The 13,890-nt window shown below is 64.6% G+C and carries 15 protein-coding genes; 3 read left to right on the top strand and 12 right to left on the bottom strand.

Features of this window, described 5'->3' with window-relative positions; translation table 11 throughout:
• Nucleotides 1–4 precede the first annotated feature (4 nt).
• The 8 genes from XH91_RS15280 to XH91_RS15245 all read right to left on the bottom strand — a co-directional run bounded on the left by XH91_RS15280 (nucleotide 5) and on the right by XH91_RS15245 (nucleotide 6,537).
• The gene (locus XH91_RS15280) at nucleotides 5–760 is read right to left on the bottom strand and encodes a VWA domain-containing protein (RefSeq protein WP_128951338.1); all 756 of its coding nucleotides are present in this window, start codon (nucleotides 758–760) and stop codon (nucleotides 5–7) included.
• A 127-nt stretch (nucleotides 761–887) separates the two neighbouring features.
• The gene (locus XH91_RS15275; RefSeq protein WP_128951337.1) at nucleotides 888–1,748 is read right to left on the bottom strand and encodes an alpha/beta fold hydrolase; all 861 of its coding nucleotides are present in this window, start codon (nucleotides 1,746–1,748) and stop codon (nucleotides 888–890) included.
• 344 nt (nucleotides 1,749–2,092) lie between these two features.
• Nucleotides 2,093–3,016, bottom strand: coding sequence for a division plane positioning ATPase MipZ (locus tag XH91_RS15270; RefSeq protein WP_128951336.1), 924 nt, complete (start codon nucleotides 3,014–3,016; stop codon nucleotides 2,093–2,095).
• Nucleotides 3,017–3,349: 333 nt separating this feature from the next.
• Nucleotides 3,350–3,790 carry a DUF1489 family protein gene (locus tag XH91_RS15265; RefSeq protein ID WP_128951335.1) on the bottom strand — a complete coding sequence of 147 codons (441 nt, stop codon included), beginning with the start codon at nucleotides 3,788–3,790 and terminating at the stop codon, nucleotides 3,350–3,352.
• Between the two features lie 42 nt (nucleotides 3,791–3,832).
• Nucleotides 3,833–4,816: a hypothetical protein gene (locus tag XH91_RS15260; protein WP_128951334.1), complete on the bottom strand. Its 984-nt coding sequence runs from the start codon at nucleotides 4,814–4,816 to the stop codon at nucleotides 3,833–3,835.
• Between the two features lie 157 nt (nucleotides 4,817–4,973).
• Nucleotides 4,974–5,165, bottom strand: a complete 192-nt coding sequence (locus XH91_RS15255; protein ID WP_026312695.1) for a hypothetical protein — start codon at nucleotides 5,163–5,165, stop codon at nucleotides 4,974–4,976.
• Nucleotides 5,166–5,370: 205 nt separating this feature from the next.
• The gene (locus tag XH91_RS15250) at nucleotides 5,371–5,739 is read right to left on the bottom strand and encodes a YidB family protein (protein WP_128951333.1); all 369 of its coding nucleotides are present in this window, start codon (nucleotides 5,737–5,739) and stop codon (nucleotides 5,371–5,373) included.
• A 135-nt stretch (nucleotides 5,740–5,874) separates the two neighbouring features.
• Nucleotides 5,875–6,537: a glutathione S-transferase family protein gene (locus XH91_RS15245; protein ID WP_128951332.1), complete on the bottom strand. Its 663-nt coding sequence runs from the start codon at nucleotides 6,535–6,537 to the stop codon at nucleotides 5,875–5,877.
• Nucleotides 6,538–6,656: 119 nt separating this feature from the next.
• On the opposite strand from XH91_RS15245, the gene XH91_RS15240 reads away from it, so the two are divergent.
• Nucleotides 6,657–7,370, top strand: coding sequence for a DUF599 domain-containing protein (locus tag XH91_RS15240; protein ID WP_128951331.1), 714 nt, complete (start codon nucleotides 6,657–6,659; stop codon nucleotides 7,368–7,370).
• Between the two features lie 268 nt (nucleotides 7,371–7,638).
• Here XH91_RS15240 and XH91_RS15235 read toward each other — a convergent pair whose 3' ends face one another.
• From XH91_RS15235 to mgtE, 4 genes are all read right to left on the bottom strand, one after another.
• Nucleotides 7,639–8,562, bottom strand: a complete 924-nt coding sequence (locus XH91_RS15235) for a hypothetical protein (RefSeq protein WP_128951330.1) — start codon at nucleotides 8,560–8,562, stop codon at nucleotides 7,639–7,641.
• A 169-nt stretch (nucleotides 8,563–8,731) separates the two neighbouring features.
• The gene (locus XH91_RS15230; RefSeq protein WP_128951329.1) at nucleotides 8,732–9,550 is read right to left on the bottom strand and encodes an aldo/keto reductase; all 819 of its coding nucleotides are present in this window, start codon (nucleotides 9,548–9,550) and stop codon (nucleotides 8,732–8,734) included.
• 134 nt (nucleotides 9,551–9,684) lie between these two features.
• On the bottom strand, nucleotides 9,685–9,996 hold the full coding sequence (locus XH91_RS15225; RefSeq protein ID WP_128951328.1) for a helix-turn-helix domain-containing protein: 312 nt from the start codon (nucleotides 9,994–9,996) through the stop codon (nucleotides 9,685–9,687).
• A 123-nt stretch (nucleotides 9,997–10,119) separates the two neighbouring features.
• Entirely contained in the window at nucleotides 10,120–11,541 is a 1,422-nt protein-coding gene (gene mgtE, locus XH91_RS15220) for a magnesium transporter (RefSeq protein ID WP_128951327.1), read from the bottom strand.
• Nucleotides 11,542–11,618: 77 nt separating this feature from the next.
• On the opposite strand from mgtE, the gene XH91_RS15215 reads away from it, so the two are divergent.
• Together XH91_RS15215 and XH91_RS15210 are read left to right on the top strand one after the other, a co-directional pair.
• Nucleotides 11,619–12,425: a polysaccharide deacetylase family protein gene (locus XH91_RS15215; RefSeq protein ID WP_128951326.1), complete on the top strand. Its 807-nt coding sequence runs from the start codon at nucleotides 11,619–11,621 to the stop codon at nucleotides 12,423–12,425.
• A 183-nt stretch (nucleotides 12,426–12,608) separates the two neighbouring features.
• Nucleotides 12,609–13,880: a polysaccharide deacetylase family protein gene (locus XH91_RS15210; RefSeq protein ID WP_128951325.1), complete on the top strand. Its 1,272-nt coding sequence runs from the start codon at nucleotides 12,609–12,611 to the stop codon at nucleotides 13,878–13,880.
• The last annotated feature ends 10 nt before the right edge of the window (nucleotides 13,881–13,890 follow it).

The following is a 13,890-nucleotide window of genomic DNA, read 5'->3' as shown; positions in this document are numbered from 1 at the left end:
GGCGCTACTTCATCTGTCCGATTAGCTGCGCTGCACCACTCGCCGTCTTCGCCAATCTCAACAACGCCTCGCGGCCGCCTGCAGCGTAGGCCGCGGCCGCGCGCAGCAGCTCGCGCAACTGCGCCGCCGCGCCCGGGTCGAACCTGCACCAGGCACCACCCGTCAGACGCGCGATCTCGCGAAACGCCTGTTCGGCGACCGCATCATGGCCTTCCTGAAACATAAACACCGGCACCTTCAGCATGCCGAGCTCGCCGGCCTTGGCGCAGAGCGCGTCGACCTTCTCTTCCATGGCGTCGCCGACGAAGACCACCGCACGCACGCCTGATGTAACCGCCTCGCGCCGCGCGTCGGTGAGCACTCTGCCGATCTGTGTGTCGCCGCCGCGACAGTCGATCTTGCTCATCAGTGTCGCCAGCTTGCTGCTGTCGGAGATCCACCCCGTCGCGCGGCATTCATTGTAGCCACGGTAGTAGACCAGCCGGATGTCGAGGCTGCCAAGCGCAGCAGCCTCGCGAAACATGTCGGCCTGAAGCGCACAGGCCATGTCCCAGGTCGGCTGCCGGCTCATCGTCGCATCCAGCGCGAAGATCAAGCGCCCCCTCGCACCGGGTGCATGCGGCGACAGCGCACGTGCCTTGGCGACGAAGGCGGCGACGTCCTCCGAGGTCGAGGTCTTCGCCTGCGGCAGCGCGTCGTCGCTCTTGGCTCGCACCGACAGGGCATCGCTATTGCGCGGTTTGGTGGGGTCGTCGGGCATCCGTTGTCACGCCTGGTCTCAAGCTACCAATGTGGATAGCACGCCCTGCCCGGTCAATGTTCAAAGCCTCCGCAGGCGCGCGCCGGCGGAGGCTTTGAAATGCAATTCCAGCGACAGGCCGGATGGATCAGCTCTTGGCAGGCGCCATCAGCGCAACGGGACCGGGCTCCAGCACCTTCGGCGGCGACGACGTGGTGTCGACCGGAGCGATCGCACTATCGGTATCGCTCAGGAATTTGTCGAGCATGCCCTGGATCGAGCTCTTCGCATCATCCGGCCCGGTGTCGCGCATGTCGTTGTGCTGAAAGTTGGTCTTTACAACCTCAATGCCGGCCTTCTCGCACTCCTCGTCGGTCGGGATCACGCCCGGATCGGTCTTGAACTCCGGATCGTGAGAGCGGAACGACAGGATCTTGAATTTGCCGGCGGTGACGAAGGGCACGCGGAGATTGTCCAGCGTCACGACCTTCTTGACCTCGTCCGGATATTGCTTGGCGAAGTACATGGTGATGTCGCCGCCCATGGAATGACCGACCATCGTCACCTTGGTGTAGTCGGCGTTGGGTTGAACCTTCTTCATCTCCTGCATCGCCAGATGAATATTGGCGACGCCACGCAGGATCTGCGGCAGGCGGCCGACATAGAGCTCGCCGGGCTTGGTCACCATCGGCGGGTCGGTCGGCAGATCATGCTGCGGGCTCACGACCAGGTAGCCACGCGCAGCGAAGATGTTGGCGAGGAAACCGTACTCGGTGTTCTTGACGGTGTTGCCGTGATTGATCACCGCGACCGGAAGCGTGATCATGCCGGCATTGGCCTGCATTTCCTTGTCGCGGCGGATCGCGATGTCGACAGGCACGGGACGATTGTCGCGCGAAGCGTCGTAGAAGGTGATGGTCTCGTGCTTGATGGCCCACTTGCTCGCCGTGAAATAGGCGACGCTGAAGAGGGCTCCCACAGAAACCAGAACGGCAATTCCACGCTTCATTTTCGTCCTCAGCCTCAGGCCGTGCGGCCTGATCCCTGTTGAAAATCGTGTTTCTTCCGGGGCTCTTTGGCCCCTGGTCGCCTATTGGCCAATATATGTCACAGGCGCGTGACAGGAAGGCTAAATATTGTGAACTGACAGCCCTTTCATTGTGCGGCGCACACGTTTGGTAGGCACCGCGCTCTGATACCGCTACGTTCGGATGCAGATGACCATCCGACGCAACCCATGACGATGGGGTTCAATTTCACGGTGAATGCCTGGTGAAAACAACTTCAGGCGCGGCCGGTTCCGGCGGGAACCAGCTGTCACGGTCGATCCGGAAGTAGCAGCGTACCGCGCCCCTAGGCGCCGAGAATGTCGTGGACCTCGAGCGGCTTGTCGATCTGGCTGAACCACTCGGCGCGATTTGCCGCACGGCGGCGGCCGCGCTCGTCGAGGGGCAGCTTGAGCTGGCGCAGCAGGCTCGTCACTTCCTCCCGCGCAGTGAGATGGCCGAGATTGGGCCGCATCCCGAGCGTAGCCTCGTCGATTTCGTCGAGTGCCGTGAGCCCACGCGGGAAGAACTCGCGATAGACGACGCGCTCGGCGAAGCCGTCGACGTAGCGGAAGCCGAGCCGCAGAGACAGATCCTTCAGCCCGTCGGCGACGAGCTGCTTGTTGCGCGAGCCGAGCATGGACAGGCGATTGCGCACCACGATCCAGTCGGTGGTCGAGCCGTCGAGCTGGCGGCGCTTGCGCCTGACATCGCGCACCATCTCGGCGTAGTGGCTTTCCCCTGTTACCGCGTAGTTGGTGGGATCGACGGTGCCGAGCACGTCGAAATCGAGGAAGCTGTCGTTGATCGGCGTGACCAGGGTGTCGGCCATTGAATGGGCCAACCGCATCAAATAGCTGTCGGTGCCGGGCGTATCGATCACGATGAAGTCGAAACTGCTCTCGACCGCCGAGACCGCCTCCATGAACTGAAGGAACTCGGAATTCTCGTTGTCGGCGACCTGCATGGTCTCGCCGAGCTTGATACAGCGATGCGTCGGCAGCTCGAGGTCGAGCTTGGTGCGGCGCGCCCAGGCGGAGCGGTTGCTGATGTAGCGGGTGAAGCTTTGCTGGCGGCAGTCGAGATCAATGGTGGCAACGCGTTGGCCGGCCTTCAGGAGCGCGACCGCGATGTGCAGGGCGGTGGTCGATTTGCCGGAGCCGCCCTTCTCATTGCCGAGCACAACGACGTGCGCCGAGCCGGATTGGCTTTGGCTAGCCTGCACAAGCATGGCGATCCTCAACACCCCTTAAGCAATATCTTCGAGTTGGCCGCGTCTGCGGTCAAGTGAAATGCGTGACAGGATAGCGAAATCACATTGCGATGATGGTCATCATGAATCGCGCTGCAGCGCCGCGTCTGTGATCCCGCCCACAATGGCGGGACATCATCGCTGCAGGGAATGCTGTGCCCTATGTCGATGCAGGGCGTCCACGACCGGCGATTGTTAAGGTTAGCCGGCGGCGCGGCCGCCGGCGCCCATCCCGAATCTTGCGGCCGAGGATGTCGACATCGTCTGGCGCCCTGGCATCGAGGCGATGTATCCGGCGGGCAATATCGCGGTCTAGAGCAGTCCGAGATCGCGCAGCTCGCGCCGCATTGGTTCCGGCATCGCCGCGATGGTGCCCGCAGCCGACTTGCCGAGATCGGGTGGCACGGAATCGTCGGTAAGATAGCGCCAGCCCTGGAACGGACGCATCGGCCGCGGCGACACCGAGATCACCTTCGGCTGCATCACGATCCGGCAGCGCCCGATGCCATCCTTGTCGCGGAACGGCTCGATGCCGATGATCTTTTCACGCGCGGCGATTTCGCCCTTGATGACCCAATAGAGCGATCCCCCCGAGAGAATCTCGGCATCGCGCTTCGGCACCATGCGGGTGATGTGGATGTGGTGTTGCGGCAGGCCCTTTTTCTTGGCCGTCTGCATCCGTTCGGCGACCCACCCCTTCAATTCCTTGACGGAGTCGCAGCCGACGGCAAGCTTGATCAGATGGAGTGGCATGGCCCAGCATTAGCGGGCCATGCCTGGCTTTTCAAAGCCGAACTAGTCGTTATCCGCAGCCGCGGGAGCCGCGCCCGGCGGCGGTGCCAGCGGAACGGGCGCGGCGGCCGGTGCGCGCGCACCCTTCGGCGCGGGCGGCTTCCTCGCAGCCGGCGCCGCGGCCTGGGCCGAGTTCGCAGCCGGAGCACGAGGCTCTCTTGCTGCCGCCGCATTGGCGGCCGGTGGCTGGCGCGTGGTGGCCGTCGGCGGCTCCGGAGACATGATGCTCACTGCCGGGGTCGACGAGGCGCTCGGGAACTCGGCATTGGTCGGCTTACCTGTCGGCATCGATGGCGGCAGCGCCGCGATCGGGTTGGGCGGCAGCGCTCCGGCGGCCGCTGCGGGCGAATTCCATGTCGGCGCGTAGCGCGCGACCAGCTGATCATAGAGATGGGAATCCATGTTGGCCGCGACCTGCTGCTGATCCGTCAGCGAGCGGAACGCGGCGCAATCGAACTGGGTACAGCCGTCGCGCGTGACCAGCACCTGAGCCACGAGGCCGAAGCGATCATGCTCCAGTGCCTTGCGCAGCACCTTCGTGTCGAGCGTCAGGCTCTTGTCGGCGGTCGCGGCATCGCCAAGCGCGGTCAGCCGATCGATCCGCGCCGCCGTATAGGCGACAGCGGCAGCCGCCGTGTCAGGCGCGCCGAACAGCGCCTTCTCGCAGCCAACGGCCACGGCATCGCCGGCGAGATCGTCGAGGCAGGCCAGTGCCGGGAGGGTGGCGGTCACCGTGGCTTGTGTGCGGGCTTCGGTCGGGGCCGCCTGTCCCACCGGTCCGTAGATCTTCATGGTGGCTGCCACCGCGATGCCGATCGAAAGCAGCGTGATGACGGTCAGCGCGCCATTGGCGACCGATTTTTCGGCGCGCAACAGCGTGATCAGCAGGATCAATCCGAAGAAGCCGGCGGCCGCCAGCGTCATCCACATCGGGAAGGACGGCGAGCGCCAGATTTGGTCGAGCGACGAGGCCCATGCCCAGTTCATGCGCGATGTCCCCTCACACGAGCAAAGAGCTGATGGTCAAGCGAGCACCGCGAGTCGGCAACTGCCCCCGGTCCACCTTGCCGAGGCGAAGCGGGCCTTTTGACGGCGAGCGGAGCAAATTCGTCCGCGATGTCAATGCCCCTCTACCGTCAGCGCATTACGAGAGCGCGAGCTGGCTTTCCTTGGCGACCCGTTCGAAGGCCTCAGTGGAGCTCTTGATCCGGTACTGGCAGTCGTCGCCTTCCGTCGGCAGCAGGCGAATGACCTCGTATGAGCCACTCGCAGCCGGGCGCGCGACATTGCTGGCCGTGAACAATACGCGCGTTCCCACGGGGAATTTATGCTTCAACGCCCATCTCCATCACTCAAACAGCGCCGGCCGTGCCCAGGGTCCCACTGCGACGGACCGGCTGAAAACCCGGTGTGATCTATAGCACGCGGTGCGGCGTTTTGGCCAGCAGTATGCAGGCATGGCAAATACGCCAAACCTATAGCGTTTTCAGGAAGATAGTCGGGAAACCGGGCGGCCGATGATACCGCTGGAACCTGTCCTCTCAGGCGCCGTGGGGCAGATGGCCGTTCGGACTTGCCTGGTCCACGGCCTTGGGCAACTCCTGGGCCAGGATCTCGCCGAGCTGGTCGACCGGAATGTTGTAGCGGGCCGCGAGCTGGCGGACGGTGTCGTTGCCGAGCACGGCGCGGAGCTGATCGGCCGAGATCGGCAGGTTCTGGCCATTGCCGAGCCAGGACTTCACCTGGTCGCCGAAGCCCGCCTGCTGGAGCTTTGCAACGATCGCGCCTAAGCCGCCCTGGTTGTTGCTGCCCATCACCTCGCTCAACACGGCCGGCAGAACGGCGGCGCCGAGCTGACCAAGCGCGCTGCGCAGTGCGGGATTGTTCTCCAGTGAGTCCAGAAGTCCCATTGCCGTCCCCTCTTCGTTGTTCCCCGCAATTGAGCGCCGCGAGCAGCCATGCCGTCAAGCCGCGCTCAATCACATTTCAAGCGAGCAAGAGCTTGTCGGAGAACCGCCACCCTTTTCTCTGGGCCATGGTGGCGGCTACACGTTCTCGAACTTTTCGATGACAAGCGTTTCGGCGAGGCCATCGCGGGTCCATTCCTGAAACGCCGGCATCGCCATCATCGTGTCCATATAGGCCTTGGTCTCCGGCGTGACCTCGATTGCGTAGGTGCGGAAGCGATGCACGACTGGCGCATACATCGCATCTGCCGCGCCGAAGCGGCCGAACAGGAATGGGCCGCCGGCGCCGTAGCGGGTCCGGCACGTGCGCCAGATCTCCTGCACGCGCGCGACATTGGCCTTGGCGTCCGCCGACAGCGCCACAGGCCGCACCGGCCGATGCAGGTTCATGCCGCATTCGCTGCGCAAGGCCATGAATCCGGAATGCATCTCGGCGCACACCGAACGGGCAAAGGCGCGGGCCGCGACATCGTCGGGCCACAGCTTCTTCTCCGGATAGTGCTCGGCGATGTACTCGATGATAGCGAGCGAATCCCACACCGTGATGTCGCCGTCGACCAGCACCGGCACCTTGCCGGCACGACTGAAGGACAGGATCTGCTCCTTGTCCGCGGGATTGTCGGTGTAGAGCGGAATCACGGTCTCCACGAACGGGATGTCGTTGGCGCGCAGCGCGAGCCAGGGTCGCATCGACCATGACGAGTAGTTCTTGTTGCCGATCGCGAGCTTGAGCGCTGCCATGTCTCGGGTCCTTCCGTAATTCCGTGTGCGGCTGCTTTTAACGCCATCGCCCGCCGCCAATCAATCGTTGCCGCTCCCCACCATGCATGGCAATCGTGATGGCTCGTGAGGAGAGTGACATGAGCAGGCATTGGGTCGACATCACCGCCGTCGGCTTCTTCATCATCGAGTGGCTGGCCTATGCCGCAACGCTCGAGCATTCCGCCTATGGCCACGACAGCCTGTCGGCACGGATGAACCGCTACCGCGAGGTCTGGGTACGTCGCCTGCTCGACCGCGAGGCGCGCATGGTCGACATGCAGATCATGGCCTCGCTCCAGAACGGCACCGCCTTCTTCGCCTCCACCAGCCTGTTCGCGCTCGGCGGAGCGCTGGCGCTGTTGCATGCCACCAATGATGCCATCACGATCCTGGGCAAGCTGCCGATCGATCTCAGCACCTCGCCGGCAATGTGGGAGCTGAAATGCGTCGGCCTCGTGCTGATCTGCGTCTATGCCTTCTTCAAATTCGCCTGGGCCTATCGCCTGTTCAACTATGTCGCCATCCTGTATGGCGGCATGCCGCCGGCCTCGCAGCGCGACACGCCGGAGGCCGAGACCCATGTCATGCGCACCACGCGCGTGTTCGAATCCGCCGGCCGCCACTTCAACCGCGGCCAGCGCGCCTTCTTCTTCGCGCTCGGCTATCTCGGCTGGTTCGTCAGCCCCTGGGTGCTGTTCGTGACCACGGCCGCGGTGGTGGTCGTGACATGGCGGCGGCAGTTCGCGTCCAGCGCCTGGGCCGCGATGGCGCCGGAGGTGGTCGCGGGTGACGAGGGCAATCGCGCTCGCTGACGTCTCGTGTCCCGGACGCGCTGCAGCCTTGCCGAGGCGCAGCATCGTCCTGGCCATGCTGCTGCGCAGAGCCGGAACCAACGCCACACGGATTGCTCGGACGACCCGCCCTGCCCGCCACCTTTCATGACGACGTACGATCGCCCCTCAAGAACAAGCCGGGATGGGCAACACATACGCCATTTCCGAATTTCGGTAAAGTGGAATGTTTTGCGCGAGCGTATTGACGGGTTCGACGGTGTTTTGCCCGCGGCGTCGCGCCCGACGACTACGATCCGAAATCCCCCGGCGTGAACGAAAGGTCCATCACCTTCCATTCCTCGTACCTGTCGGCCGGCAACATCTTGTAGGGCTGACAGGCCTGGAGGGCGCTCATAGCCGATTTTACGATGGCAACGCCCTTTGTCGACGGCGGCGCCTCGATCAGGATCGGCTCGCGCGCCAGCGTGCCGTCGGTGGCCATGACGGCGCGCAACCTGATGCGCAGGGCATCGGTCGGCGCGACCCCTGCGGGCAGCTTCGAACAGCTCCTCAGGTGACGCCGAAGCTCGGCAATGACCTCGGGCGGCAGCTTGGCGGCGATCGAGTCCTTGGCATCGCCGCCGTCATCCTTGGGGCCGTCTTTCGGCGCGGGCGGCAATGCAGGCGGCAATGTGGGCGGCAGGCCCAGCATCACATGGTATTTGACGGTGACGTCGGGCTCCGGTGGCGTGTAGGCCGGGGGCGCGGCCTGCGGCGGCGGCATCGCAGACGGTGACTGGTGTGTCCCCTCGGGCTGAGGCGGCGGCATCGGCGATGGCGAGGGCTGTGGCTGGTTGCGCTGCGCGTCAGGCGCGGCCTGCTTCTGTTGCGGCGCCGCCTTCTCTGCTGGCTTCTCCGCTGCCTTCTCCTTGGCCGGCGCAGGCTTAGGCGCCGCGTCCTGTTTGTCCTTGTCGGTGAAGTCGAGCTTCGGCAGCTTGAAGTCGGGGAGCGGCTCGGGCGGCTTCTCCTTCGCCTCCTCCTTGGCCTTTTCTTCCGCCTTGGCCTCCTCCTGCTTCACCTGTTCCGGCGTGACGATATCGACCGCAACGGTCTCGGGCGGCGCGGAATGAAATGGATGGACCTCGCTGATCACGATGATCAGCGCGACCAGCGTCAGATGCGCGATCGCAGACGCCGCAATGTCCGTCCGGATGATCTTCCGCAGTTCCATCGCCCGATCTTGGGTTGCTGTCCTGCTCCTAAAGCGCGATGCGGTTGGGATCAACCGTCATCGCGCTTTAGCCCCCGCATGGGCATGATCTTATCGGAAAACCGTTTCGCACTTTGCGCTCACGCGGCCCTTCGGGTCCGGATCATGCTTGGCAAACCCAAGCTCCCCCTCAATCCCATTTCGGCGCGAAGCCGAAATCGGTCAGCCGCCCCTTGGGACTGGCCAGTGCGGCGATTGCCGCCATCTCGTCCTCCGAAAGCTCGAAATCGAAGATCTCAATGTTTTCCGACAGACGCTCGACACGCGAGGTCCTGGGAATGGCAGACACGTTCTGTTGCACCAGCCAGCGCAGGCAGACCTGCGCCGGCGTCTTGCGATGGGCATGGCCGATCTCCACGAGCGTCTGGTCGGACTTGATGCGGCCCCTGGCGATCGGGCTGTAGGCGACGAGCGCCATCCCGTGCTGGTCGCAGGCCGCCCTCACCTTCGCCTGGTCGAGATAGGGATGATATTCGACCTGGTTGCAGACCAGCGGCTCGCTCGACAGAGAGGCCGCCTGCTCGATCAGCGCCACCGTGAAATTGGAGACGCCGATGTGGCGCGTGAGGCCCATGCGCTTGGCATGCGCCAGCGCGCCCAGCGTCTCCTCCAGCGGCACGTGCGGATTGGGCCAGTGCAACAGCACGAGGTCGACGGCGGGAAGCCTCAAGCGCACCAGGCTCTCCTTGATCGACCGTTCGAGATCGTGGGGCGCGAAATGGTTGGTCCAGACCTTGGTGGTGACGAAAACGTCGTCGCGGCGCACGCCGGAGGAGCGCAATCCGTCGCCAACCTCGCGCTCATTGTCATAGACCTGGGCGGTATCGATATGGCGGTAGCCGAGCCGCAGCGCCTGCTCGACTACGCGGGCGCAGGTCCGGCCGCTCAGCTCCCAGGTCCCGAGCCCGATCGCCGGGATTTTCGCGCCATTGGCCTCGACGAACAGCATGAGGAATCCTCTGTGTTGCGGCAGCCCCTCTCATCATTATGGACCTGGTCCGTCAGAGTGCAACGGACGAGCTTGGCTCTATGCGGATCTTCAGCCGCAATGCCGTCGGGAGGTTCGCGGGTCAGGCCTTGACGTCAGGCTTTGGCGAGCGCCTGGAAGACCGTGTCAGGCGCATGCGCGATCACGGCCAGCAGCGCACGGGCGGGTCCGCGCGGCGCGCGCTTGCCCTGCTCCCAATTGCGGATGGTCTCGACGGGCACGCCAAGCTTGGCGGCGAACTCGATCTGGGTCAGACAGGCGCGCCGGCGCAGATCGCGCACCCCGAGTGAGCCGGCTTCTGCCGGCGGAGTCTCGGCGGCGGGCTGGAGCGGCTGGACGGGAAATTCCTGTCCGTCCCGCACCTCAACGACCCGTCCGTCCGCCTTCAGCCGCAACCGCATGCTCATTCCCCCAAGCGCGAGGGAATCATGCGGGAGGTCGCTTAAGGTCGGATTAAAGGAAGGAGTTGGCTGTCATTCCGGGTTCGCGCCAAGTGGCGCGCCCCGGAATGACGGAATGGAGGCACGCGCCTACTTCAACCCGAACCACAGCGTCGCGATGCCGAGGAAGGAGAAGAAGCCGACGACGTCGGTCACCGTCGTCACGAACGTGCCCGAGGCCACAGCCGGATCGGCCCTGACGCGTTCGAGCGCCATCGGGATCAGGATGCCGCCGAGCGCACCGGCGACGAGGTTCACAATGATCGCAAGCCCGATGACGATTCCGAGACCCGGTATCTTGAACCAGGCCACAGCGGCGATGCCCGTGATCACGGCAAAGCCAATGCCGTTGACGAGACCGACCAGCGTCTCGCGGATCACGACGCGCCAGGCATTGGAGGAGCCGAGCTCGCGGGTGGCGAGCGCGCGCACTGCGACCGTCATGGTCTGGGTCGCGGCATTGCCGCCCTGGCTCGCGACAATCGGCGCCAGCACAGCGAGTGCCACCATCTTCTCGAGCTGGCCCTCGAACAGGCCAAGCACGGACGACGCCAGGAAGGCGGTGGCGAGGTTGATCAGCAGCCAGTTGAAGCGGCCGCGCGCAATGGTGAGAAAGGTGTCCGACAGCTCTTCGTCGCTGGTGACGCCGCCGAGCGCCTTGAGGTCCTCGTCCGCCTCCTCCTCGATGACGTCGACGACGTCGTCGACGGTGATGACGCCGACCAGGCGATCCTGGGTGTCGAGCACAGGCGCAGCGACAAGGTTGTACTTGCCGAACATGCGCGCCACCTCCTCCTGGTCCTCCAGGACGGAGACACGGCGGCGATCCTCGTCGGTCAGTTCGGTCAGCGGCACCGGGCGGCGTGCGCGCAGGAGCACGTCGAGCGGGACCGCGCCCTGCCAGTGCCGGTCCTTGTCGACGACGTAGATCTCGTAAAACCGGGCAGGCAGATCGGGCGTGTCGCGCATGTAGTCGATCGCCTGCCCGACCGTGAAGTCCTGCGGCACAGCGATGAATTCGGTCTGCATGCGGCGGCCGGCGGAGTTCTCCGGATACAGCAGGCTGCGCTCGAGCGCGACGCGCTCCTGCAGCGGCAGCTTCTCGAGGATCTCCTCCTGCTCCTCCTCGTCGAGGGTTTCGAGCAGCTCGACCGCATCGTCGGATTCCAGCTCGCGGACGCCCTCGGCTACCGTCTCGGGCGGCAGCTCGTCGAGGATCTCATCACGAACGGCCTCGTCGACCTCGTTCAGCGCGGAAAAGTCGAAATCGGCGCCGGTCAGCTCGACGAGGCGGACGCGGTCGTCGGGCGCAAGCGCGGCGATGAGATCACCGAGGTCGGCCTCGTGCAGATCGGCGACGCAGGCGCGCAGCGCAGCGCTGTCGGAGGCCTCGATCGCGTGGGCAATTTCCGCGACGAATTCATGCCTGATTTCGCCGTCTTCGTTGCGCATCGGGACGTGGTCGAGTACCAATGTCTCGGCGGAAGCAGCGCCATCGATCTGTTCATCCATGGGAACGCCTCGCCGTTTCACAGGTTATTGGTTGGGGCTGACGGTTACGCAATACCCACAAGACAATCGCGTGCGCAATGGCAAAGATACATCGGGCGAAATGGACTTTGATCACGACAGGCCTGGCTCTCGTTAGCCTCACCGTGATCGGCTCGGCCCGGGCCGCGGATTGCCCCCGGAGCGATACGCTCGGCACCTCGCGGATCCTGAGCGTCGATGCCAAGACCACACCACGCGTCGGCTTGAAGAGCTTTCCTCAGACCCTGCCGCTTGAAGATCACGAAGTGGTGCTGACCTTTGACGACGGTCCGCGTCCGCCGTCGACGAACAAGGTGCTGGCGGCGCTGGCGCAGGAATGCGTGCGCGCCACGTTCTTCCTGGTCGGCCGGAGCGCCACCGAATTCCCTGACCTCGTCAAGCGCATCGCGCGCGAGGGACATACCATCGGGCACCATACCTGGTCGCATCCGTACATGGCGCGGATTCCGGCCGATACGGCGAAGTACGAGATCGACCACGGCATCGCCTCCGACGAGAAGGCGTTGCACGGGGTCGCCACCACGACGCCGTCGACGCCGTTCTTCCGCTTCCCCTATTTCGAGTCCACACCGGCACAGCTCGACATGCTCGAGCAGCGCGGCATCGTCGTGTTCGGCGCCGATTTCTGGGCCAGCGACTGGAACGACATGACGCCTGAGCAGGAACTCAAGCTGATCACCGACCGCGTGACCGCCAACCGCAAGGGTATCATCCTGTTCCACGATGCCCAGGCGCGCACGGCCGCCATGATGCCGGACTTTCTGCGGTGGTTGCGAGAGAACGGCTATCGCGTGGTCCACATCGTGCCGGCGGGCACGTCACAGAAGAACGCCGATGCACATTGATGCCGGAATGTCACGGCTGACCAAATTGGGGTGATTTGAGCCCTATTAACGTTCTGTTCATGCTACGCCATGCAATGATTGAGGAGCGCCCCGGGCGGGAAAGTTCTTTGCAACTGAACCGTTTCCGGGCATCTCCGACCTACCGATATCGCAGCCGACGTAGATGAGGGCAGACGGGGTTTCATGATCGGAAGTGGCGTTGTTTTTCGGACGCGATCGTGGACCGTCCTGCTGCTGGGCTTACTGACCACCGCGTCGCCGGCTGCCTTCGCAGCCGACTGCCCGGGACATCCCGATGCGCTCGGCACCTCGCGCACGCTCGTCGTCGACCCGCGCGAGCATCCCCGCATCGGCACGATGCAGTACCGCGAAACACTGCCGCTGAAGGACCACGAGGTGGTCTTGACCTTCGACGACGGTCCGCTGCCGAAATATTCCAACCAGGTGCTTCAGATCCTCGCGGACGAGTGCATCAAGGCGACGTTCTTCGAGATCGGCGAACAGGCCAAGGCGAACCCGGAAGGCGTGCGCAAGCTGATCGCGGCAGGCCACACCGTCGGCACGCACAGCATGACCCATCCCTTGACGATGAACAGGATGCCGATCGAGAAGGTTGAGGCAGAGGTCAACGGTGGCATCCAGTGGACATCGGCAGCAATGACCGACCCGTCCAAGCTGGCGCCGTTCTTCCGCATTCCCGGCCTGATGCGCGCCGACGCCGTTGAGGATTATCTGATCTCGCGCGGCATCCAGGTGTGGAGCGCCGACTTCCCGGCCGACGACTGGCGGCACGTCTCGCCCGATCGGGTCTACCAGCTCGCGATCCAGCGGCTGGAGGCCAAGGGCAAGGGCATCCTGCTGCTGCATGACATCCAGGCGCGCACCGTCGCGGCGCTGCCAAAGATTATTCGCGACCTCAAGGCGCGCGGCTATCACGTCGTGCATGTGGTGCCTGCGACCGCCGACCAGCCGGCGACACCGACCACGCCGGTGGAATGGCTGCTGCATCCACCGACGGAGACGACGCCGATCGCGCGCTGGCCTCAAGTGCCGAATTTCGTGTTCGCACAGACGGCAACGCTGCCCGCGCCCGGACTTGCCGATCTCAACGCCGAGACCTCGCACCAGCCACAGCTTCTGCCGCGCAGGACCATGGCACAGGCCGATATCGCCTCCACCCTGCCCGCGCCCAGCCGTGATCTCTTTGCGATCCCCGAGGGCTCGGTCGATGTGCTGCTGTCGACCACCCTGTCGCGGCGCGCCGCCACGCGGCTTGCGATGGAAGCCGAGGCGCCGCGTGCCGGCAAGGGCAAGGCCGGGTCGATCAAGGCCGGCAAGATGACGGCCCAGCGAACGGCGCGGGCTACGCACCCCGCGTCGAAGCACGCCGCTCAGGTCAAGAGCACGGCGCCCCGCCCGACCCACCTCGCCACCAGGGTGAAAAAGCGCGCGTGAGTTAAGCGCT

This window comes from Bradyrhizobium guangzhouense (assembly GCF_004114955.1).
GTDB lineage: Bacteria > Pseudomonadota > Alphaproteobacteria > Rhizobiales > Xanthobacteraceae > Bradyrhizobium > Bradyrhizobium guangzhouense.
Note: the sequence above shows the minus strand (reverse complement) of the source record. Positions and strands in the feature narration are given on the sequence as shown.